General features: G+C 73.3%; 21 protein-coding genes and 1 pseudogene. 10 read left to right on the top strand and 12 right to left on the bottom strand.

All coding sequences use genetic code 11. The features are described 5' to 3' along the window. Positions 1-118 precede the first annotated feature (118 nt). Positions 119-691: a cytochrome P450 gene (locus O7609_RS10670; RefSeq protein ID WP_269744340.1), complete on the bottom strand. Its 573-nt coding sequence runs from the start codon at positions 689-691 to the stop codon at positions 119-121. Positions 692-823: 132 nt separating this feature from the next. On the opposite strand from O7609_RS10670, the gene O7609_RS10665 reads away from it, so the two are divergent. Continuing rightward, on the top strand, positions 824-1,588 hold the full coding sequence (locus O7609_RS10665; RefSeq protein WP_269743469.1) for an IS5 family transposase: 765 nt from the start codon (positions 824-826) through the stop codon (positions 1,586-1,588). On the opposite strand, the gene O7609_RS10660 is transcribed toward O7609_RS10665, so the two are convergent. The 5 genes and pseudogenes from O7609_RS10660 to O7609_RS10645 all read right to left on the bottom strand — a co-directional run bounded on the left by O7609_RS10660 (position 1,580) and on the right by O7609_RS10645 (position 4,671). Beyond that, the gene (locus O7609_RS10660; RefSeq protein WP_269743468.1) at positions 1,580-2,227 is read right to left on the bottom strand and encodes a hypothetical protein; all 648 of its coding nucleotides are present in this window, start codon (positions 2,225-2,227) and stop codon (positions 1,580-1,582) included. The genes O7609_RS10665 and O7609_RS10660 overlap by 9 nt on opposite strands. A gap of 133 nt (positions 2,228-2,360) precedes the next feature. Beyond that, a complete protein-coding gene (locus O7609_RS10655; RefSeq protein WP_269743467.1) occupies positions 2,361-3,320 on the bottom strand; it encodes a PhzF family phenazine biosynthesis protein in 960 nt (319 codons plus the stop codon). A 37-nt stretch (positions 3,321-3,357) separates the two neighbouring features. Then, a complete protein-coding gene (locus tag O7609_RS10650) occupies positions 3,358-3,537 on the bottom strand; it encodes a hypothetical protein (protein ID WP_269734693.1) in 180 nt (59 codons plus the stop codon). An 87-nt stretch (positions 3,538-3,624) separates the two neighbouring features. After that, a pseudogene (locus O7609_RS24720) lies at positions 3,625-3,756 on the bottom strand (phytanoyl-CoA dioxygenase family protein); the annotation flags it as partial. Between the two features lie 255 nt (positions 3,757-4,011). Next, the gene (locus O7609_RS10645; RefSeq protein ID WP_269743466.1) at positions 4,012-4,671 is read right to left on the bottom strand and encodes a class I SAM-dependent methyltransferase; all 660 of its coding nucleotides are present in this window, start codon (positions 4,669-4,671) and stop codon (positions 4,012-4,014) included. A 144-nt stretch (positions 4,672-4,815) separates the two neighbouring features. Between O7609_RS10645 and O7609_RS10640 the strand changes: the two genes are divergently transcribed. From O7609_RS10640 to O7609_RS10630, 3 genes are read left to right on the top strand one after another with little or no spacing between them, the layout of a single operon-like run. Then, positions 4,816-5,820, top strand: coding sequence for a GlxA family transcriptional regulator (locus tag O7609_RS10640; RefSeq protein WP_269743465.1), 1,005 nt, complete (start codon positions 4,816-4,818; stop codon positions 5,818-5,820). Beyond that, on the top strand, positions 5,817-6,419 hold the full coding sequence (locus tag O7609_RS10635; protein ID WP_269743464.1) for a DJ-1/PfpI family protein: 603 nt from the start codon (positions 5,817-5,819) through the stop codon (positions 6,417-6,419). Before O7609_RS10640 ends, O7609_RS10635 begins: the two co-directional genes overlap by 4 nt. 52 nt (positions 6,420-6,471) lie before the next feature. Further along, positions 6,472-7,065 carry a DUF4291 domain-containing protein gene (locus O7609_RS10630; RefSeq protein WP_269743463.1) on the top strand — a complete coding sequence of 198 codons (594 nt, stop codon included), beginning with the start codon at positions 6,472-6,474 and terminating at the stop codon, positions 7,063-7,065. Between the two features lie 130 nt (positions 7,066-7,195). On the opposite strand, the gene O7609_RS10625 is transcribed toward O7609_RS10630, so the two are convergent. Beyond that, entirely contained in the window at positions 7,196-7,369 is a 174-nt protein-coding gene (locus tag O7609_RS10625) for a hypothetical protein (protein WP_269734688.1), read from the bottom strand. A 114-nt stretch (positions 7,370-7,483) separates the two neighbouring features. Here O7609_RS10625 and O7609_RS10620 point away from each other — a divergent pair, with 114 nt between their 5' ends. Beyond that, positions 7,484-8,350, top strand: a complete 867-nt coding sequence (locus tag O7609_RS10620; RefSeq protein ID WP_269734687.1) for an NUDIX hydrolase — start codon at positions 7,484-7,486, stop codon at positions 8,348-8,350. Further along, on the top strand, positions 8,347-9,177 hold the full coding sequence (locus O7609_RS10615; RefSeq protein WP_269743462.1) for an MBL fold metallo-hydrolase: 831 nt from the start codon (positions 8,347-8,349) through the stop codon (positions 9,175-9,177). Before O7609_RS10620 ends, O7609_RS10615 begins: the two co-directional genes overlap by 4 nt. Positions 9,178-9,216: 39 nt before the next feature. Here O7609_RS10615 and O7609_RS10610 read toward each other — a convergent pair whose 3' ends face one another. Next, positions 9,217-9,891 (bottom strand): Crp/Fnr family transcriptional regulator, encoded by a 675-nt coding sequence (locus tag O7609_RS10610; RefSeq protein WP_219048882.1) that lies wholly within the window; start codon positions 9,889-9,891, stop codon positions 9,217-9,219. A gap of 321 nt (positions 9,892-10,212) precedes the next feature. Between O7609_RS10610 and nth the strand changes: the two genes are divergently transcribed. From nth to O7609_RS10595, 3 genes are all read left to right on the top strand, one after another. Then, a complete protein-coding gene (gene nth, locus O7609_RS10605) occupies positions 10,213-10,986 on the top strand; it encodes an endonuclease III (protein WP_443072243.1) in 774 nt (257 codons plus the stop codon). After that, entirely contained in the window at positions 10,983-11,687 is a 705-nt protein-coding gene (locus O7609_RS10600) for an NUDIX hydrolase (protein ID WP_269734685.1), read from the top strand. Before nth ends, O7609_RS10600 begins: the two co-directional genes overlap by 4 nt. A 239-nt stretch (positions 11,688-11,926) precedes the next feature. Beyond that, a complete protein-coding gene (locus O7609_RS10595) occupies positions 11,927-13,123 on the top strand; it encodes a MarP family serine protease (protein WP_269734684.1) in 1,197 nt (398 codons plus the stop codon). Positions 13,124-13,594: 471 nt separating this feature from the next. On the opposite strand, the gene O7609_RS10585 is transcribed toward O7609_RS10595, so the two are convergent. From O7609_RS10585 to O7609_RS10570, 4 genes are all read right to left on the bottom strand, one after another. Further along, complete coding sequence (locus O7609_RS10585; RefSeq protein WP_269734682.1) at positions 13,595-14,533, bottom strand: alpha/beta fold hydrolase; 939 nt, start codon at positions 14,531-14,533, stop codon at positions 13,595-13,597. Positions 14,534-14,546: 13 nt separating this feature from the next. Next, a complete protein-coding gene (locus tag O7609_RS10580) occupies positions 14,547-15,065 on the bottom strand; it encodes a phage holin family protein (protein WP_269734681.1) in 519 nt (172 codons plus the stop codon). Positions 15,066-15,431: 366 nt separating this feature from the next. After that, positions 15,432-17,393, bottom strand: a complete 1,962-nt coding sequence (gene acs / locus O7609_RS10575) for an acetate--CoA ligase (RefSeq protein WP_269743461.1) — start codon at positions 17,391-17,393, stop codon at positions 15,432-15,434. Between the two features lie 172 nt (positions 17,394-17,565). Beyond that, on the bottom strand, positions 17,566-20,013 hold the full coding sequence (locus tag O7609_RS10570) for a bifunctional SulP family inorganic anion transporter/carbonic anhydrase (protein WP_269743460.1): 2,448 nt from the start codon (positions 20,011-20,013) through the stop codon (positions 17,566-17,568). A 339-nt stretch (positions 20,014-20,352) separates the two neighbouring features. Between O7609_RS10570 and O7609_RS10565 the strand changes: the two genes are divergently transcribed. Then, positions 20,353-21,606 carry a hypothetical protein gene (locus O7609_RS10565; RefSeq protein ID WP_269734678.1) on the top strand — a complete coding sequence of 418 codons (1,254 nt, stop codon included), beginning with the start codon at positions 20,353-20,355 and terminating at the stop codon, positions 21,604-21,606. Positions 21,607-21,675: the final 69 nt, after the last annotated feature.

Below are 21,675 nucleotides of genomic sequence, written 5' to 3'. Positions count from 1 at the left end.
GGCGGGATCGGCCGCGGTGTCGCCGCACGGGCTGCTCCTCGGCCCTTCGGCTCCTCGGCCCTTCTTCTCCATCGCTCGACGGAATGCGGAAAACCGGGAGGGCCGGTGCCCGGGGGCGTCAGCGGACGAGGTCCACCCGCAGTTCCTTGAGGCCGCGGAAATTGACGTGCGGGCGCCAGACGACGTCCTCGGTGGTGAGCGAGATGCTTCGGTAGCGGCGCAGCAGTTCCCGGAACACCATGCGGCCCTCGATCTTTCCGAGAAGTGCGCCTATGCAGTAATGCGGGCCGCCTCCGAAGGAAAGCGGTTTGATGTCGCTGCGGGTCATGTCGAGTTCGTCCGGCCGGTCGTATCTGCGCGGATCGCGGTTGGCGGCGCCGAGCAGGACCATCAGTTTCGAACCTGCCGGAATGGTCTTTCCGCCGACCTCGACATCGGCCGTGGCGATGCGGGCGACGAGCTGGACGGGGGCGTCGTACCGGACGAACTCGTCGACCCCCTCCTCGATGAGATCCGGGTTCTCGCGCAGCGCCCGCAGCTGGCCGGGGTTCCGCAGGAGGGCCAGCGTGCCGTTGCCGATGAGGTTGACCGTCGTCTCGTGACCCGCGTTGAACAGCAGCAGCACGTTGGCGATGATCTCGTCCTCGGAGAGCCGCTCGCCGTCCACCTCCGCCGTCACCAGCCGCGACAGGATGTCGTCCTGTGGGTCACTGAGCCTTTGCCAACCTGGGCTTTGAGCTGTCCAGTTGGCTCGACACAGGGGTGAAGCCCCTGGTAGACGGGTTCACGACCAAGATCGCCCGATACCCACCAGAGGCTTCACGTGCTTGTCTACCCGTGCGGGCTGGACGTGTCCAGTCGGTCCCTGACCTTCCTCGCCGCTCGTCTGCGCGAGCACCGTCGTCGGATCGGAAGCCGCTGGCGTCGGCTCACCGTCGGCCGTCAGGCCCTGCTGGTGCTGGCGCATCTACGCAACGGGACCACATATGCCCAGCTCGCGGCGGGTTTCGAGATCGGCACGAGTACGGTCTACCGGTACATCAACGAGGCCGTCGAGCTGTTGGCCGCACTCGCACCGACCCTCGCCGAGGCGGTTCGGACCGCTTCGGGGAAGGCCTACGTCCTGCTCGACGGGACGCTGCTGTCGATCGACCGGATCGCAGCCGACCGGCCCTTCTTCTCCGGCAAGCACAAGAAACACGGGATGAATGTGCAGGTCCTCGCCGACCCCTTCGGCCGTCTGCTGTGGGCCTCACCGGCCCTGCCCGGCGCGGTCCACGACGTCCGCGCGGCCCGCGAACACGGCATCGTCGAAGCCCTCACCGAGGTCGGCGTCACGTGCTGGGCGGATAAGGGCTACCGGGGCGCCGGCGGCACAGTCCGCACCCCGTGCTGGGGACGGTGGGAGACCCTCTCCGCAGGTCAGAAAGCCGTGAACCGGTCCCAAGCGAAGATCCGGGCCCTCGTCGAGCAGGCCGTCGCCACTCTCAAGGCCTGGCGGCTCCTCCGCAGGCTCCGCTGCTCGACCATCCGCACCACCGGCCTCGTGCAGGCCGTCCTCGCCCTACATCTGGCCAGCTCAAAGTGAGGTTGGCAAAGGCTCACTGCGCCGTTTGGCCAGGTGCTCGGCGATGTAGGCCCGGAACTCGCGCACCGAGGTGTTCATGGCCTCCTGGGTGGCCTCGTCCAGGGCGGGGTCGACCACGTGGCCGATGGCCTCGGTCCAGCGGCGGCACTGGTCCCGGTCCTCGACGGGCAGACCGACCAGCCCGCAGATCACGGTCACCGGCAGGGGGAGCGCCAGGTCGTCGATGAGGTCGATGCCCGCGCCCGCCCCCATGTCGTCCAGGACCCTGCTCAGGATCCCGGATATGCGCGGACGCATCTCCTGGATGGCGCGCGCGTTGAACACGGGGTTGACCAGCCCGCGGATGCGGCGGTGCGCCCCGCCGTCCAGCATGAGCATCCACATGCGCGTGTCGGTCACGATGGGGCTGTTCCAGCCGCCCCGGTGTTCCGCCCATTTCGCGTCGCGGTGGAATTCGCTGGTGAGATGCGGATCCCGGAGGAGCTGGGCGGTCTCCTCGTAACCGGATACGACCCAGAATCCGAAGGGCGTCCGGTGGACCGGTTCGGTGTCCCGCAGCCGCGCGTACTGCGGATAGGGATCGCTGCGCAGGCTCGGATCACGCGGGTCGTAGAGAATTTCCGATTTGGCTGCCTCCATGGTCGGACAGCGTGTCAGGAACGTGAATGACCGAACAATAGGACCAAGGTCCCTGGGACCAAGGTCCCACGGCCGCCCTGCTGCTATTCGACGGGTTGTGCTGTGTAATGAACTGGCGCACACCGCCGGCCGTTCATCCGGCGGACGGCGATGTTTCGCCGATCCGAACGCTCGCGCCCAGACGCACGCGCGCTCCCGGACGCCCCGGCACCGCCGAGGCCGTGATCGTGGCCGGGCTGCCGAGCGCGTCACCCATGTCCACGGCGATCTCGGTGACGCCCCGCCCGGCGAGGTGGGCCGCGAGGCAGGCGGTGCTGTTGGCGTTGGCGATGTCCTCGGGCACGCCGATCGACGGCGCGAACATGCGCGCGGCCAGCCGCCCCGCGCCGGACGGCGGGGAGTGCACGTAGGCGCCCAGCAGGCCGAGCCGGTCGCAGCCCTCGCGGAGACGGCCGAGATCCGGTCGCAGGGCCGCCAGGGCCGTACGCGAGGGCACCGGCACCAGCAGCCGCTCGCGGCCCACGCCGGCCACCCGCATCCCCCGCCCCGGCTCCCGGGACGCCTGCGGCGCCGTGTCCCGCCCCGGCCACCCGGACGGGACACCCAGCGCGGACCGGGCGAGTTCGCGCTCGTCGTCGGTGGGCTCGCGCAGGTCGACCGGGCCCGGGTCGAAGGCGGCGGTGACGTGGTCGCCGTCCCGTACGGACCAGCCCTCGAACACGCGTTGCGCCGTGCGGACGGTGGCCCGGAGGCGTCCCCCGGACCCGGCGCGGTCGGCGAGGAAGGCCAGCGCGGCCACCGTTCCGTGGCCGCACGCGGGCAGCTCCCCCTCGGCGGTGAAGAAGCGGAGGTCCACCGTGGGCTCCCGGGACGCCTCGTGCCGCACCCGGAGGAAGACGGCGTGCGAGGCACCGCTGTCCGCGGGAACGCGGCGGCGCGCCCCGTCCGGCCACTCCTCCTCGTCGACCACCACGGCGGTGGGGCTGCCCCCCCCCGCGCCGTCGCGCAGACAGGCGTGCACGAGCGTCACGGAGGGCGCGGCGGGCGGCTGGAGCGGTTCGGGCGGCTCGGGTGGTTCGGGCGGCGCGCTCATCGGCGGCTCCCGTCGTCGCGGTCCCGTGCGGTCGTGCTCACTTGCCCTTCTCTGTGCCCGGCAGCGTGGCGTAGCCCGTGGAGGCGCCCTTCTCCGTGAGGTGCGCGCCCTCCTGGAGCTGGAAGAGGGAGCCGAAGGGGCGTTCCGCCAGCGGCAGGCGCCACGTCCCGGGCTCCACGCGCACCGTGTGGGAGACGTTACCGCGCAGGAGCGTCACGCCGGGCTCGTTGTGGCTCGCGTGGGGGCCGAAGTAGATCGGGTAGGCGTCGGCGGCCCGGTAGGCCGGCAGGAAGGCGCGGCGGAACCGGTCCGACCGGTTCGGCGAGGAGTAGTGGAGCAGGAGGCAGTGGATGAAGACGACGCTCCCCTCCGGCTCCTGCGGCCCCGGCCGCGGGCTCCTGCCGGGAACCTCAGCGGGGCGATGGCGTTCTCGGATGGTGCGACAGCCGGTTCGCCGTGCTCGCCCCTCGTCGCGCGGGGGCTCGGCCTCCGGACGTGCGCGTGGCTCCCGGCGACCGCGACCGGGTGCGGGTACGACCGGTGACCGTCGGGGGCCGCGCTCGCCTGCCAGTGTCCACGATCGGCTCCCCCGCCGACAGCGGCGCTGTGCCGCCGCCTCCGGGCCAGGGAGCGGAGAACCGGGAGGAGTCGGGAGTGGGACGCCGGGGGGCGCGGCCTCCGCCCCGTGCCCTCAGCCCGGCAGGGTCTGGGTGACGCGCCACAGGCGGCGGGGCAGTTCGCCCTCCTCGAAGGCGTGCACCTCGTCGAGCCGCCAGCCCTCGGCGAGGGCGTCGACCAGGGCCCGGTCGAAGAAGTGCACCGCGAAACCGCCGTGCTCGAAGATGCCGTCGCCATGGGCGACGCCGGTGCCGTGGTGCGCGTCGCCGGTGTGCCGGACGGTGTACACGAACGTGCCGCCGGGGCGCAGGACGCGGCCGATCTCGCTTACGAGCCGGACGAGTTCACCCGTGGTCAGGGCCATGCACAGCAGCATGTGCGCGAAGACGCCGTCGACCGCGTCGTCCGCGAGGGGCAGCCGGTCGCGGACGTCGTGGACGTGCGTGGTCACCGACCCTGCGGGGCCGAGGGCGGCGGCGTCCCCCGCGAGCTGGTCCAGGCCGGTGGGGCTGAAGTCCGTGGCGTGCACGGCGAACCCCTCCCGGGCGAGGAAGAGGGCGTCGCGGCCGTGGCCCGCGCCGAGCTCCAGCACCCGCCGGGCGCCCGCGGCGCGGAAGACGGCGGCGGCGTACCGGCCGGGTGCGGAGGGCTCGTCGCCGTACATGCCGGGGTGGTCGGCGTACGTCCGCCGCCAGTGCTCGCGCTGCCGCGCGGCCAGCTCCTCGTCCCGCATGTCCGCTCCCGTGGTCTCCCCGCGGCCGGTCCCGCCGTGGGCACGGAGCCAGCCTACGGCTCGGGTGTGACGGCGGCCGGCATGGCGCGATCCGTGGGATGCCTGTCGTTGACGCCATCGGGCAGGGCGGGCGACGGTTGGGGGGTGAACCAGCGCCGCATCGTCTTCGTGATCTTCGACGGCTTCCAGCCGCTCGACCTCGTGGGCCCGCACGAGGTGTTCCAGCACGCCGCCGCGCGGTCGGGGGCGTACGCGTGCGCGGTCGTCTCGGCCCGGGCCGGCGCCGTGCGGTCGAGCAGCGGCCTGCTCCTGCACGCCGGGCACGGGGTAAACGACCTCGACCCGGCCGGGACGGACACGCTCGTCGTCGTCGGCGGGGAGGGCGTCGACCGGGCGCGGGAGGACGCGGCACTGGTCGGCTGGACCGCCGCCGCCGCGGCCGGCGCCCGCCGGATCGCCTCGGTGTGCAGCGGGGCGTTCCTGCTGGCCGCCGCGGGTCTGCTCGACGGGCGCCGCGCCACCACGCACTGGGCCCGCGAGCACCAGCTGACCCGGGAGTACCCGGCCGTCCGCGTCGACTGCGATCCCGTCTTCGTCCGGGACGGCGACGTGTGGACGTCCGCCGGGGTCACGGCCGGAATGGACCTGGCCCTCGCCCTCGTCGAGGACGACCTCGGTCGTGACGCCGCCCACGCCGCCGCCCGCGAGCTGGTGCTCTTCCTGCGCCGCCCGGGCAGCCAGTCCCAGTTCAGCCTGGCCCTGTGGTCGCGTCAGCCCGCCACCGAACCGCTGCGGGCCGCCGTCGCCGCCGTCCACGCCGACCCCGGCGCCCGGCACGGCATCGCCGAGCTCGCCGCCGTCGCCGGGCTGAGCCCCCGTCACCTGCAACGCAGGTTCACCGCCGAGCTCGGCGTTCCGCCCGGCACCTACGTCGAGCGGATCCGCGTCGAGGCGGCGCAGCGCGCCCTCGCCGAGAGCGACGAACCGGTCGAGGCCATCGCCCGCCGCTACGGCTTCGGCACGGCCGAGACCCTGCGCCGGGCGTTCCACCGCCGGACCGGCGTCGCGCCCTCCGAGTACCGGGAGCGCTTCGGCTCCACCCTCGCCCCCGAACCCCTCCACCCCACCACCGAGAGGACCTCCGCATGACCACGTACGGCGTACTCGTCTTCGACGATGCCGAGGAACTGGACTTCACCGGCCCCTGGGAGGTCTTCCACACCTCCGCCGTCCTGCGCGGGCAGGGCGACGACGCGGTGCTCGTCGCCGAGGGCTCCGGCCCCGTGCGCTGCAAGCGCGGCATGCGGATCCTGCCCGACCACAGCCTGGACGACCACCCGCCGCTGGACGTCCTCCTCGTCCCCGGCGGAGAGGGCGCGCGCCTGACGCAGCCGCACAACCCCGTCGTCACCGAGTGGATCGCCAAGACCGCCGAACAGGCCGACTGGGTGCACGGCGTGTGCACCGGGGCCTTCCTGCTGCACGCGGCGGGCCCGGCGCGGGGGCACCGCGTGGCCACGCACTGGGCGCACGAGGACGAACTCGAGGCGCTCGGCGACGTGACGGTCGTGCGGGACGCCCGCTACGTCGTGGACGGCAACGTGCTCACCAGCCAGGGCGTGTCCGCGGGCATCGACAGCGCCCTGTGGCTCGTCGGGCACCTCCACGGGCGCGAGCACGCCCGCGCCGTGCGTCGCGCCATCCAGTACGACCCCGCCCCGCCGTACGTCGCCGACACGCCCAGCTGACGCCCGGGAAAACCGGTGGCGGCGCGGCGGCGGCCGGAGGAAGGGTGGCCGCATGAGCGAGGCCACGCGTGAGATACGGGCGGTCCACACGGCCGACACCGTCACCGTCCACCAGGCGTACGCGCCACACCTCGGCGTCCCGGCGGCGCGGGACGGCCGCTTCCCGGCGAGCTGGAAGCGGGACCGGATGACGTGGGTCAAACCCTCGTTCCTGTGGATGATGTACCGCTGCGGCTGGGGCGCCAAGGCGGGCCAGGAGACCGTGCTCGCGGTCGAGATCACGCGCGCGGGTTTCGAGTGGGCGCTGCGGGAGGCGTGCCTGTCGCACTACGCCGCCGGGCTGCACGCCGACCGGGCGTCCTGGCGGCGCGCGGTGGCGGCGGCACCGACGCGCGTGCAGTGGGACCCGGAGCGCGATGTCCACCTGCGCCCGCTGCCGTACCGCTCGCTGCAGCTGGGCCTGTCGGGGGAGGCGGTGCGGCGCTACGCGGACGAGTGGATCGTCGGCATCCGCGACGTCACCCCGCTCGCCCGGGAGGTGCACGCCCGGGTGCGGCACGGGGACGTGGACGGCGCGCGGGCGCTGCTCCCCGACGAGCGGCCGTACCCCACACCGCCGGGGCTGCTGTCCCACCTCGGCGGCTGAACGTCCCGGGGCGGCCGGTGCGGGGACGGCCCCGCAGCGCCGCGGGCACGGTCCCGGCGGGCACCGGCCGGGACGCGCGGGGTGAGCGGGCGCGCGGTCAGCGGGTGCCGCGGTGTGCGGGTGCGCACGGTCAACGGGTGCCGCGGTGCTTGACGGTGGCCTTCTGCGTCTTGCCGTGGTGCTTGGCGCTGCCGCCGCCCCCCGCCTCGCGCATCGCCTGCCGGGTGCGCTGCTGGAAGGCGGTGTTCTTCGAGTTCTCGTGCTCGGTGAAGCCGTCGCGGTTCTGCCGGTGCTTCTTGGACATGGCCTGCCCCTCCTCGTCGTCCCTCCACTGTCCCCCGAACGGAGCAGTCCGGCATCTCGGACCATTTCGCTCGCACGCTCGAATCTTCGGGCCCCGGGGTCGTACGATCCGCCCATGGCGAACAACGGCCGGAACGGCCAGTGGTACCCGGCGTCGTGGCCGGAGCGCATCCGCGCCCACCAGCGCGGCGAGCTCACCCCCGTCGAGCCGAAGCGGGCCGCGACGGTGATGCTGCTGCGGGACGGGGCCGAGGGGCCGCAGGTCCACATGATCCGGCGCCGCACCTCGATGGCCTTCGCGGGCGGCGCCTACGCCTACCCCGGTGGCGCCGTGGACCCGCGGGACGAGGCCGAGATCCGCTGGGGCGGCCCGGACCGCGCGTGGTGGGCCGGGCGGCTGGGCGTGAGTCCGGCGGAGGCCCAGGCCATCGTGTGCGCGGCGGTGCGGGAGACGTTCGAGGAGGCCGGCGTACTGCTGGCGGGCCCGGACGCCGAGTCCGTCGTCGCCGACACCACCGGGGAGGACTGGGAGGCCGACCGCCGCGCCCTCGTCGCCCGGGAGCTGTCCTTCGCCGACTTCCTGGCCCGCCGCGACCTCGTGCTGCGCGGCGACCTGCTGGGCGCCTGGGCGCGCTGGGTGACGCCGGAGTTCGAGGAGCGGCGCTACGACACCTGGTTCTTCGCCGCCGTCCTGCCGAAGGGCCAGCGCACCCGCAACGCGTCGAGCGAGGCCGACCGGACGGTGTGGACTACGCCCGCCGAGGCCGCGGCCGGCTACGACCGGGGCGAGCTGCTGATGATGCCGCCCACCATCGCCACCCTGCGCGACCTGGACGTGCTCGGCTCGGCCGACGAGGCCCTCCCCGCCGCCGCCGGACGCGATCTGACGCCGGTGCTGGCCCGCGCCACACTGGACGGGGAGGAGATCGTGCTCTCCTGGCCGGGGCACGAGGAGTTCGAGAAGAGGATCTTCCGGGTATGACGAACGCCGCCGAGCTTCCCGGGCAGCCGCGCGGAGCCGTGGTCACCGGCCCCGTCACCGAACGGGCGACCTGCGTGCTCGCGCCCAACCCCTCCGCGATGACGCTGGACGGCACGAACACCTGGATCCTCGCCGAGCCCGACGCGCGCGACGCCGTCGTCGTCGACCCGGGGCCGCTGGACGAGGGGCATCTGCGCGAGGTCGTCGCCATGACCGAGCGGGCCGGGAAGCGGGTCGCGCTCACTCTGCTGACCCACGGCCACCCCGACCACGCGGAGGGCGCCGCCCGCTTCGCCGAGCTCACCGGCACGAACGTCCGCGCCCTCGACCCGGCGCTGCGCCTGGGCGGCGAGGGGCTGGGCGTCGGGGACGTCGTGACCACCGGGGGCCTGGAGCTGCACGTCGTGCCCACGCCGGGGCACACGATGGACTCGCTGAGTTTCCACCTGCCGGCCGACGCGGCCGTCCTCACCGGCGACACCGTGCTGGGCCGCGGGACGACGGTCGTCGCGCACCCGGACGGCCGGCTCGGTGACTACCTCGACTCGCTGCGCCGACTGCGCTCCCTGACCGTGGACGACGGCGTGAGGACGATCCTGCCGGGGCACGGCCCGGCCCTGGAGGACGCGCAGGGGGCCGTGGACTACTACCTGGTGCACCGAGCGAAGCGGCTGGCACAGGTGGAGACCGCCGTGGAGAACGGTTTCCGCACGGCGCCGGAGGTCGTCGCGCAGGTCTACGCGGACGTCGACCGCAGCCTGTGGCCCGCGGCCGAACTCTCCGTCCGGGCGCAGCTCGACTACCTGGCCGAGCACGGGCTGATCTGACCGCGCCGCCCGTTGCGCGGGCCGGGCGTGTCCCGGGGCTCAGCGGGAGCGCTTGGCCAGCCGCTCGACGTCCAGCAGGATCACCGCACGGGCCTCCAGTCGCAGCCAGCCACGGCTGGCGAAGTCGGCGAGGGCCTTGTTGACCGTCTCCCGGGAGGCGCCGACGAGCTGGGCCAGCTCCTCCTGCGTGAGGTCGTGCACGACGTGGATGCCCTCTTCGGACTGCACACCGAAGCGCCGGGAGAGGTCCAGCAGCGCCTTGGCGACGCGGCCGGGCACGTCGGAGAAGACGAGGTCCGACATGGAGTCGTTGGTGCGCCGCAGTCGGCGGGCCACCGCGCGCAGCAGGGCGGAGGCGACCTCGGGGCGCACGTTCAGCCAGGGCTGGAGGTCACCGTGGCCCAGGCCGAGCAGCTTCACCTCGGTGAGGGCGCTGGCCGTGGCCGTGCGGGGGCCCGGGTCGAAGAGGGACAGCTCGCCGATCAGCTCGCCGGGCCCGAGGACCGCGAGCATGTTCTCCCGGCCGTCGGGGGAGCTGCGGTGCAGCTTCACCTTGCCCTCGGTGACGACGTAGAGCCGGTCACCGGGGTCGCCCTCGTGGAAAAGGGCCTCTCCGCGGGCCAGCGTCGTCTCGGTCATGGAGGCACGCAGCTCAGCCGCCTGCTCCTCATCGAGCGCCGCGAAAAGCGGGGCGCGCCGCAGAACGTCGTCCACGAGTTTTCTCCTTGTCGACCTGCGCATGAGGGTACGGGCCCATGATGCCGGACGTCTGAAACAGTGCGATCAATCACAAGTTTGACGCACCGGGCCTTCACAGTGTGAGGCAGGGGTGTGAACGGGCAGGGATCGACCCGGGCCACCGGCGGATGTCGGCGCGTCCCCGTAGGCTGGCCGGGTGGTCAGCAGCCCAGCCAGAGCACAGGAGAGGGGGCCGGACGGGTGAGCGCTTCCGGTGATTCCGCCGTGGGCGAACGCGGCACCGCCAACCGGGGGAGGGCGGGGAGCCGCCGCACGAAGCCGGAGACGCGGCTCGGGATGGTGCGCCGGGCGCGTCGCATCAACCGCGAGCTGGCCGACGTCTACTACTACGCCCACCCCGAGCTGGATTTCGAGAACCCGTTCCAGCTCCTCGTGGCCACCGTGCTCTCCGCCCAGACGACCGACCTGCGCGTCAATCAGACGACGCCCGCCGTCTTCGCCGCCTACCCCACTCCGGAGGACATGGCGGCGGCCGACCCAGAGATGCTCGAGGAGCTCGTCCGCCCCACCGGCTTCTTCCGGAACAAGACGAAGTCCCTCATCGGCCTCTCCGCCGCCCTGCGGGACCGCTTCGACGGCGAGGTCCCCGGCCGGCTGGAGGACCTGGTCAGCCTGCCCGGCGTCGGCCGCAAGACGGCCTTCGTCGTCCTCGGGAACGCCTTCGGGGTCCCCGGGCTCACGGTGGACACCCACTTCGGGCGGCTCGTGCGCCGCTGGGGTCTCACCGAGCAGACCGACCCGGAGCGCGTCGAAGCCGAGATCGCCGAGATCATCCCGAAGAAGGAGTGGACGGACTTCTCGCACCGTACGATCTTCCACGGCCGACGCGTCTGCCACTCCCGGCGCCCCGCCTGCGGGGTCTGCCCCATCACCGCCCTGTGCCCCGCCTACGGCGAGGGCGAGACGGACCCGGAGAAGGCGCGGAAGCTGCTGAAGTACGAGCTCGGCGGCCAGCCCGGCCAGCGGCTGCGCCCCCCGGCCGACTACCCGGGGCAGCCCGCGCCCGGCCCCTCCGCCGAGCAGGCCGCCCGGCCGCGGGAGGCGCGGTGAGGGTACCCGGCACGGACGGCGCGCCCGTCGTCGTCAGCTCGGACGGCGTCCCGCGGTGGCTCACGCCCGTCGTGGACGCCGCCGCCTCTCTGCGACCCGAACAGCTCAGCCGCTTCCTGCCGCCGCCCACCGGAGGGCGGCAGTCGGCCGTGCTGGTGCTGTTCGGCGAGGTCTCGGACGCCGACGGGCGGCCCGGCCCCGAACTGCTGCTGATGGAGCGGGCCGGCAGCCTGCGCTCGCACGCGGGCCAGCCGTCCTTCCCCGGCGGCGCGCTCGATCCGGAGGACGGCGATCCGCTGGGGGACGGCCCCGTGCGCGCCGCCTTGCGGGAGGCCGAGGAGGAGACGGGGCTCGACCCGGCGGGCGTGCAGGTCTTCGGGGTGCTGCCCAAGCTCTACATTCCGGTCAGCGGCTTCGTCGTCACCCCGGTGCTCGGCTGGTGGCGCGAGCGCAGCCCGGTGCAGGTGGTGGACGTCGGCGAGACGGCGCGGGTGTTCACCGTCCCCGTCGCCGAGCTGGTGGATCCGGCCAACCGCGCCACGGCCCTGCACCCCAGCGGCTACCGTGGCCCCTGTTTCCAGGTGCGCGACAGCCTCGTGTGGGGCTTCACGGCGGGCGTCATCGACCGCATCCTCCACTTCGCCGGATGGGAGCGCCCCTGGGACCGCACGCGCGGCATACCGCTCGACTGGCGCTCCTGAACGGTCCGCCGCACCCGCACGCCCGCCTTCGGCCGCCGTGGCCCCCGGGGCCCTGGCCACCCGGTCCGGTCCCCGGGCCCCGGCCCCTGACCCCGGGCACGGCCTCTGCCCCTGGCCCCGGGCACGGTGGCCGGGGCTCGCGATGCAGCGGTGACCGATGATGCTTACGGTGCTGCTCATGCGAAGACCACCGACGAACGGCAACCGGCCGGTACGGCGAACGAGGCGAGGGTGATGCGGTGAACGTGCTGGACATCCTGCTGGTGCTCGCGGCGCTGTGGTTCGCCGTCATCGGCTACCGCCAGGGCTTCGTCGTGGGCGTGCTGTCGGTGGCCGGGTTCCTCGGCGGTGGGCTCGTCGCCGTCGTCGCGCTGCCGCCGCTGTGGAGCGAGCTCGGCGGCGGCGCCGCCGGCACCTGGCAGGCCGTCGCCGCCGTCGTCATCGTCATCGTCTGCGCGTCCATCGGGCAGGCGTTCACCACGCACCTGGGCAACCGGCTGCGCGGCCACATCACCTGGTCCCCCGCGCGGGCCCTGGACGCCACGGGCGGCGCGTTCGTCAACGTCGTGGCCATGCTCTTCGTCGCCTGGCTGCTCGGCTCGGCCCTGGCGACGACGTCCCTGCCCACGCTCGGCCGCGAGGTCCGCAGCTCCGCCGTGCTCCAGGGCGTCTCCCGCGCCATGCCCGGCCAGGCGACCACCTGGTTCACCGGCTTCGGCTCCGTCCTCACGCAGAACGGTTTCCCGCAGGTCTTCTCGCCCTTCACCGCCGAGCCGATCACCAACGTCCCCTCACCCGACCCCGCGCTGGCCGCCGGTCCCGCCGTCGCCGAGGCGAAGGAGTCCATCGTCAAGATCACCGGGACGGCCCCGAGCTGCGGCAAGTCCCTGGAGGGCACCGGATTCGTCTTCCACGACGACCGGGTGATGACCAACGCGCACGTCGTCGGCGGCGTCGACGACCCCACCGTGCAGGTCGGCGGTGAGGGGCGGCTCTACGACGCGCGCGTCGTCCTGTACGACTGGGAGCGCGACATCGCCGTCCTCCACGTGCCCGGCCTCGACGCCCCCGCGCTGGAGCTGGCCGACGGCGACGCCACCACCGGAGACGGCGCCGTCGTCGCCGGCTTCCCCGAGAACGGCGGCTTCGACGCCCGCTCCGCCCGCGTGCGCGGCCGGGTCCAGGCCGACGGCCCCGACATCTACCACCGCGGCACCGTCCGCCGCGACGTCTACTCCCTCTACACCGTCGTCCGGCAGGGCAACTCCGGCGGCCCGCTGCTCACTCCGGAGGGCGAGGTGTACGGCGTCGTCTTCGCCAAGTCGCTGGACGACCCGGACACCGGCTACGCGCTCACGCTCGACGAGGTGCGCGAGAACATCACCCGGGGGCGCGCCGTGCAGAAGCCCGTGGACAGCCAGGGCTGCGCGATGTGACGCCGGGCTCCTGCCCCGCCGCGCGTGGGTGTGGAACGCCACCGTGCGGCCGGCTCGGGCGCCCTACCGCGTGCTCGGGCTCATGGGCGCCCCTTCGGGCGTGATCAGGTGCGCGGATGCCGCAGCCGGGCACCGACCCAGCGGGCGCGGCGCCCGAGGATGCGCGGAATCCCGATGCGAGGCGCCTGCCCGGACCGTGGCTCGCGGAACTCGCGCGGATGGTGTGCGGAACGCACGGCCAGCCGCGAACCGGCTGCCCTGCCGCGGATGTTGCGAGACACGTCGCGTTGGTCCTGTGTCCAGCCCATACCCCGGACTGTGCCCGCGCCCGGAGGGCGGTAACCGCTGAACGACCACCGAATCGGCTCATGCTCCGGGCACATGTGCGACGCACGTGGCCACCGGGGCGCGTCGGAGAACGGGGCCGGGACGCGTCGTCCGGCCGTCACCGGAGCGCTCCGCCTGGGGCGGCTAGCGGTCCGGCTCGGGATCCTTCAGCCAGTCGATCAGCTCGGTGTTGAAGGCGGCCGGGTCCTCCTCGTGCGGGAAGTGCCCCAAGCCGTCGAACAGCCGCCAGCGGTACGGCGCTTCCACGTACTGGCCCGAACCGGCCGCGCTTCTGGCCCGCACCACCGGGTCGAGCGAGCCGTGCAGGTGCAGGGTCGGCACCCGTACGAGCCGCTTCATCCGGCGGTAGAACTGCACGCCGTCCGGCCGGGCCAGCGAACGTACCAGCCAGCGGTACGGCTCCACCGAGCAGTGCGCGGTCGAGGGGATGCACATGGCCTGCCGGTAGACGTCGAGGACCTCGTCGTCGAACGCTTCGAAGACCCGGGGCCCGGACCACTCACGCACGAACCGGGCCACCAGCGCGCCCTCGTCCGCGACGAGTTGCCGCTCCGGGACCCAGGGCCGCTGGAACCCCCAGACGTATGAACCGGCGGTGCTCTGCCTGACGTCGCGCAGCATCGCCGCCCGCCAGCGCCGGGGGTGCGGCATCGAGACGACGGCGAGCCGCCGGATCAGCTTGGGCCGCATCGCCGCCGCCGTCCAGCCCAGATAGCCGCCCAGATCGTGGCCGACCAGCGCCGCGTCCGGCTCACCGAGCGACCGCACGACGCCGGTGATGTCGAGCGCGAGGTTCGCCGGGTCGTAGCCGCGCGGCGTGCGGTCGCTGCCCCCCACGCCCCGCAGGTCCATCGCGACGGCCCGGTACCCGGCCTCCGCCGCGGCGGTCAGCTGGTGGCGCCAGGTCCACCAGAACTGGGGGAAGCCGTGCACGAACAGCACCAGCGGGCCCTCGCCCAGCTCGGCGATGTGGAAGCGGGCGCCGTTGGCGGCGACGTCCCGGTGCGTCCAGGGGCCGTCGAGCGCTGGGACGGACGGGCCGGGTGAGGCGGGGGCGGTCATGGGGACGAGTCTGTCACTTCCCGGACGACTTCCCGCCCGCCCCGGCCGGAAGGGCGGACTCCCGCTCCGGCTCCCGCTGGGCCGAGGTGAGGGACGCCGCCTCCCGCGAGGACCGCGCCGCGCCCGCGGGCCGCGGGTGCGGCCTGGCCTTCTTCAGCACCGACGCCGACTCCCGGGCCGAGGCCATGGACCGCTTCGGCGCCTGGATCTTCTTCAGCAGCGACTTCGCCGCCAGCCCGCACACCACGGCGAACAGCAGCATCAGACCGCCCACGATGGCCATCGCCACCGCCAGCGGGATCTTCCACCACGCCTCCAGCCAGTACGCGAGCGCGAAACTGAACACCGGCAGCGAGAAGAGCGCCAGCACGCCCGCGACGAGGATCGCGCCGCTGCCCGCGACGCCGCGCGAGACGGACTGCCTCATCTCCGTCTTCGCCAGCGCGATCTCCTCGTGCACCAGTGCCGACAACTCGGTTGCGGCCGAGGCGACCAACTCACCGAGGCTGCGTTCGTCCTGGGCACCGCTCATCGCTCACTCCCTCTGGCTGACTTCTCTCAGCGTGTCGACTCGTCAGGCGGGCCCGCCGCTACCGTGCAGTACCCGGGTATCAGCATGCCGGACGGGGCCGCCGGCCGATGCGTCCGGGCTCCGCGTTTCGGCGCGCCGACGAAGCCGGGACGGCGGCCCGAGGGGCCCGCGTCCGACCGTACCGCCTGGAAACCGGTCAGTCCGGAACCCTTCCGGAGCTCGTCCGGCACGCTTGCGGAGCGCCGGCGAAACGCCTGCGGACGCGGGCGGGGTGCCCGGAGTGCGGACACCCCGGACACCCCGGTGACGCGGCCGGTACCGCCCCCCGGCCGGGGAGGCCCGGCGCGGTCGCGGTGGCCGCGGCGGTCAGTCCTCGCTGGCCGCGCCCGGCAGCTTCGACTGGATGAGCTGCATGACGGAAGGGTCGGTCAGCGTGGTGGTGTCCCCCAGGTCCCGGTCCTCCGCGATGTCCCGCAGGAGCCGACGCATGATCTTCCCGGAGCGGGTCTTCGGCAGCTCGCCGACGGCCATGATGCGCTTCGGCTTGGCGATCGGGCCGAGCTCGTGGGCGACGTGGGCCCGCAGCTCGCCGACGAGGCCCTCGCTCTCGGCCGCCGAGCCGCGCAGGATGACGAAAGCGCAGATGGCCTGCGTCGTCTGCGGGTCGGTGGCTCCGACGACGGCGGCCTCGGCCACCGCGGGGTGCGAGACGAGCGCCGACTCCACCTCGGTGGTGGAGATGTTGTGCCCGGAGACGAGCATGACGTCGTCCACCCGGCCCAGCAGCCAGATGTCGCCGTCCTCGTCCTTCTTCGCTCCGTCGCCCGCGAAGTAGCGGTTCTCGAAGCGGGACCAGTAGGTGTCCAGATAGCGCTGGTCGTCGCCCCAGATCGTGCGCAGCATCGACGGCCACGGCTCGGTCAGCACGAGGTATCCGCCGCTGCCGTCGGGCACCTCGGCCGCCTCGTCGTCCACGACCGTCGCCGCGATGCCCGGCAGCGGCACCTGCGCGGAGCCCGGCTTCGTGGCGGTGACCCCGGGGAGCGGGCTGATCATCATGCTGCCCGTCTCCGTCTGCCACCACGTGTCCACGATCGGCGTGCGGCCGGCGCCGATGTGCTCGCGGTACCAGATCCAGGCCTCCGGGTTGATCGGCTCACCGACCGAGCCGAGGATGCGGAGCGAGGACAGGTCGAACTTGGCCGGGATGTCGTCGCCCCACTTCATGCAGGCACGGATCGCCGTGGGGGCCGTGTAGAAGATCGTGACGCCGTACTTCTGCACGATCTCCCACCAGCGGCCCTTGTGCGGGGAGTCGGGGGTGCCCTCGTACATCACCTGCGTGGCGCCGTTCGCCAGCGGGCCGTAGACGATGTAGGAGTGGCCCGTCACCCAGCCGATGTCGGCGGTGCACCAGAAGACGTCGGTCTCGGGCTTGAGATCGAACACCGCGTGGTGGGTGTACGCCGTCTGGGTGAGGTAGCCACCGCTGGTGTGCAGGATGCCCTTCGGCTTCCCCGTGGTGCCGGAGGTGTAGAGGATGAACAGCGGCTGCTCGGCGTTGAACGGCTGGGGCGTGTGCTGCTCGCTCTGCCCGTCCACCAGCTCGTGCCACCACAGGTCGCGCCCTTCGGTCCAGCCGACGTCCTGGCCGGTGCGGCGGACCACGACGACCCGCTCGACGCGCTCCGTGCCGGGGCGCGTCAGCGCCTCGTCCACGGCGGGCTTCAGCGCGCTGGCGGCGCCCTTGCGGTAGCCGCCGTCGGAGGTGATGACGACCCGGGCGTCGGCGTCCTGGATGCGGGTGGCCAGCGCGTCGGCGGAGAAGCCGCCGAACACGACGGAGTGCGGTGCGCCGATGCGGGCGCAGGCCAGCATCGCGTACACGGCCTCCGGGATCATCGGCAGATAGATGGCGACCCGGTCGCCCGCGCGCACGCCGAGTCCGGTGAGCGCGTTGGCCGCCTTGGAGACCTCGCGCTGGAGCTCGGCGTAGGTGATCGCGCGGCTGTCCCCGGGCTCGCCCTCGAAGTGGATGGCGACGCGTTCCCCGTGCCCGGCCTCCACGTGCCGGTCCACGCAGTTGTAGGCGACGTTGAGCTCGCCGTCCTTGAACCACTTCGCGAACGGCGGGTTCGACCAGTCGAGCGTCTCGGTCGGCTCGGTGGCCCAGCTCAGCCTGCGGGCCTGCTCCGCCCAGAACCCCAGCCGGTCGCGCCGCGCCTGCTCGTAGGCCTCTGCGGTCACGTTCGCGGCTGCGGCCAGCTCGGCCGGGGGCTCGAATCGGCGCCTCTCGTGGAGCAGATTCGCCAGGCTCTCGTTGCTCACGGCATCTCCCTTTCCCGGGGTGTGCGCTGTGTCCCAGCTCATACCTCAGCAGGTGGCCAGGTGGTGTGACAAGGGTTTCCCGGAAATTGGTTTAGACCTCTTGCGCCAAGTGGTCGAGCAGCTCGGCCGAACGGTCCGCGGACGGTCGACCGGCGGCATGACGGCGGCCCCTTCACTCCGCCCGCACCGGCGTGAAGACCGCCGCCCGCCCCGTCGTGCCGTCCGTCGCGTCCAGCACGTAGGCCTGGGCGTCGCCGACGTGGAAGTACATGCCGTGCAGCTCCAGCGTCCCCTCGGCGACGCGCTGCGCCACGCATGTGTGAGCCAGCAGGTGGTGGAGCTGCTGGACGATGTTCGTGAGGCACAGGGACTCCAGCTCGTCCGCCACCGGCCGGTCCGCCAGGCGCGGGGCCGAACCGTTCTGCGCCGCCAGCCGCTCCAGGCTCGGCTGCCCGTGCCGCAGCCAGTGCGCGAGCGCGCCGGGCGGCGTGTCGGCGTCCTCGGCGGCGGCGCCGGTGTGGAGCGCCTGCATGGCCCCGCAGCCGGAGTGCCCGCAGACGGTGATGGCCCCGACGCGGAGCACGTGGACCGCGTACTCCAGGGCCGCGGCCACCGAGTGGTCTCCGGTCGCGCCCTGGGACGCGGTTCCGGGAAGCGGAACGAGGTTGCCGATGTTCCGCACGGTGAACAGGTCACCCGGACCGCTGGACGTGATCATGCTGGTGACCAGACGGGAGTCGGCGCAGGTCAGGAACAGCTGGGAGGGGCGCTGACCGTCCCGGGCCAGCCGGGCCAGCTCCGCGCGGACGAGTGGGGCGGTCGTCCGCTGGAAGTTGCGCACGCCGCCCAGCAACTGCCCGTGCCGCTGGGGCGCGGCCCCCGCCTCCGGGTGCTCCGGGCCGGGGCGGGTGCACTGGTGGTTGCGCCACGGCGTCCACGGCGTGCAGTGGTGGGTTGCGGACGGCTCGGCGATCCGGGCTCCGGCGCGGCCGGCGATCTCCACCGTTCCGCCGTGCGCCTCGTGGCTCGCCCGCCAGTCCTGCAGGGCCTCGTAGGCGGCGTGGTCCATGAACGAGCCGTCGAGCTCCACCCGGACGTCGGCGCCCGGCGGTACCTGGGCCAGCGTCCGGCTCAGCCGGGGGACGGCGAGGAACGTCAGCTGGCCCCGGACGGTGATCCGGTGTGTCCGGCCGGACTCCTCGCCCCGGCAGCCCCGCGCGGCACCGCACGCGCCGCTTCCGTCCCCGCCCCGTCCGCCGTCGCCCACGTCCCCGTCGTGGTTCTGGGCCGCGTCGTCCGGGACCTCCGGGACGCCGGGGCCGGAGTGGATGATCCGGGTGCGCGTCAGCCGGTGGAGGGCGACGCCGACGGCCACGGCGATGCCGATGCCCACCCCCTCGAGGACGCCGAGCAGCGCGACCCCCGCCACGGTGGGGAGGTAGACGACGACCTCCCGGTGCCGGGTGACGGTGCGCAGATGCGTGATGTTCACCATCTGCACGCCGACGACCATGACCAGCGCGGCCAGGGAGGCGAGCGGGATCGGCTCCAGCAGCCCGCCCAGGAACGCGGCGGCCAGGGCGATCCAGCAGCCGTGCAGGATGGTGGAGTTGCGGCTGACGGCACCGGCCTGGATGTTGGCCGTGCTGCGGACGGCGACGCCGGCGACCGGCAGCCCGCCGAGGGCGCCGGAGACGATGTTGGCCGCACCCTGGCCGCGCAGTTCCCGGTCGAGATCGGCGCGGGGCAGGGGACGCTCGCCGGTGCGCCGGACGCGCGCGGTGGCCAGCTTGTCGGCGGCGCAGGCCGAGAGCAGTGAGGCGACGCTCCCCACGAGTGTGACGGTGAGGACCGCCGCCAGCAGGCCGAGCACCGGACCCTGTGGCAGCTCGGGCAGGGCGTGGCTGCGCCAGGACGGCAGATCCACCCGGGGCAGATCCAGCGGCGCGAGGAAGGCGAAGCCGGTGGCGAGGAGGACGGCGGCGAGCGGTCCCGGGACGATGCGCCGCACCCGGCCGAACCGCCCGCGCAGCCGGGGCCAGGCCAGCAGGACGGCGATGGTGAGCGCGCTGACCGACAGGGCGGCCGGGTGGGGATCGGACAGCTGCTCGGGCAGTTGCCTGAGGTTGTCGACGACGGAGCTCTGCGGGCTGCCCCCGAGGACGATGTGGAGCTGGGCCATGGCGATCGTCACGCCGATGCCCGCGAGCATGCCGTGCACGATCGCGGGGCTGACCATCAGCGCCGACCTGGCCACGCGCAGATGGGCCAGGGCGAACTGGGTGAGCCCGGCGAACACGGTGATCGCGCACGTCGTCCGCCAGCCGTACACCTGGATCAGCTCGGCCGTGACGACGGTGAGCCCCGCGGCGGGGCCGCTGACCTGGAGCGGTGCTCCGCCCAGCCACCCGGCGACGATGCCTCCCACGGCGGCGGCCACCAGGCCGGCCTGGAGCGGTGCGCCGGTGGCGAGCGCGATGCCGAGGGAGAGCGGCAGGGCCACCAGGAAGACGGCGATGGACGCCGAGAGGTCGGCTCCGCGGGGGGAGGCGGCGGGCGGTTGGGGAGGTGGGGCGGCCGGAAGCGTGCTGAGGCCGGGCGCGTGGGTGCGGTCGGACATCGATCCCTCTCCGTCTTCGGTCGCGGCTGCGCGTCGCCCGGCCACGGCGGCGGCCGGGCGACGCGCAGCACAGACGTGGGTCACGGTGCGTGTCTGTCTGGTGACGCTCAAGATTCGGTAAACGGAGCGTAAGGCAAGGTAAAGAGCGGCGAAAGCGACCAGCGGTCGCCTGGCCTCGCATTCCTTCTCATGGGTGAAAAGGGACCGGATCATCGGTTTGTCATACTGATCTAAAAATCACATCGTGCGACTTTCTTGGTACACGGTGTGAGGGGAACGGCAGGGCGGCAGCGCCTCCGGACACCCGCGCACGAAGGCGTCGAGTGGCGAGGTGGACGAATGGTGGCGGGCTTGCGTAAGCGCTGCGGCGGTGCCGCGGCGATGATGGCCATGACGGTGCTGGCTACGGGCTGCGGCAGTGGAACCGCCGGGCAGGACGGCGGCGGGATGAGCCGCATGGACGCCCAGGCGAAGGAGCGGTCGCTGCCGCGGATGATCGGCGACGGCTCCACCTCCTTCACCGGGCGGCAGCCGAACCAGCCGGAGGTGGCGCGGCTGAAGCCGGGGGAGCGGCCGCCCCAGTTCGTCGTCTTCTCCTGGGACGGCGCCGGTGAGGACGGCAAGAAGCTCTTCTCCCACTTCCGCGAGGTCGCCAAGAAGCACGACGCCCATATGACGTACTTCCTCAGCGGCATCTACCTCCTGCCCGAGGACGAGCGGGCCCGCTACCGCCCGCCGGGCCACTCGCCCGGCGCCTCCGACATCGGCTACCTGAAGGACGAGAACATCCGGGCGACGCTGGAGCAGGTGCGCGGTGCCTGGCAGGACGGCAGCGAGATCGGCACCCACTTCAACGGGCACTTCTGCGGCCCGACCGGGGTGGACACCTGGTCCGCGGCGGACTGGAAGAGCGAGATCGAGCAGGCCAAGTGGTTCGTCCGGAACTGGAAGACGACGACGGGCTGGAACGGGGAGCGGGCGCTGCCGTTCGACTACGAGCAGGAGCTGATCGGCGGGCGCACACCCTGCCTCGAAGGCCGGGAGAACCTGCTGAAGGCCGCCCGGGACGTCGGCTTCCGCTACGACTCCAGCGGCATCGGGCGCCAGGTCTGGCCCGGGAGGGAGGAGGGGCTGTGGAACCTGCCGCTGCAGCTCGTCCCGATGCCCGGGCGTAGCTTCGAGACCCTCTCCATGGACTACAACTTCATGGTCAACCAGTCCGGAACCGTCAACGGCGACCCGGCGAAGCGGCCCTACTGGGAGCAGCAGATGCGCGAGGGGCTGCTGCAGGGCTTCGAGCGCGCCTACCAGGGCAACCGGGCCCCGATGATCATCGGCAACCACTTCAACAGCTGGAACGGCGGCATCTACATGGACGCCGTCGAGGACGTCATCGCGTCCGTGTGCGGGCGGGACGAGGTGCGCTGCGTCTCCTTCGAGCAGCTCGTCGACTGGCTCGACGCCCAGGACCCGGCCGTCCTGGAGCAGCTGCGGACGCTCGGTGTGGGGGAGAAGCCCGCGCGGGGCTGGCGCGACTTCATGACGCCGACCGCCGCGCCGGCCGGGGACGCCGCACGGCCGCGCGAGTCCTGAGAGCCGGACGCCCCCTCGGCCGTCCGACGGGCTCGCCGTCACCCGCGCCATGACGCGGGTGGCGGCGAG

Origin of the sequence: Streptomyces sp. WMMC1477, from assembly GCF_027460245.1 — a bacterium.
In the GTDB taxonomy this organism is placed as follows: domain Bacteria; phylum Actinomycetota; class Actinomycetes; order Streptomycetales; family Streptomycetaceae; genus Streptomyces.
This window is presented reverse-complemented; position numbering and strand designations above follow the sequence as displayed.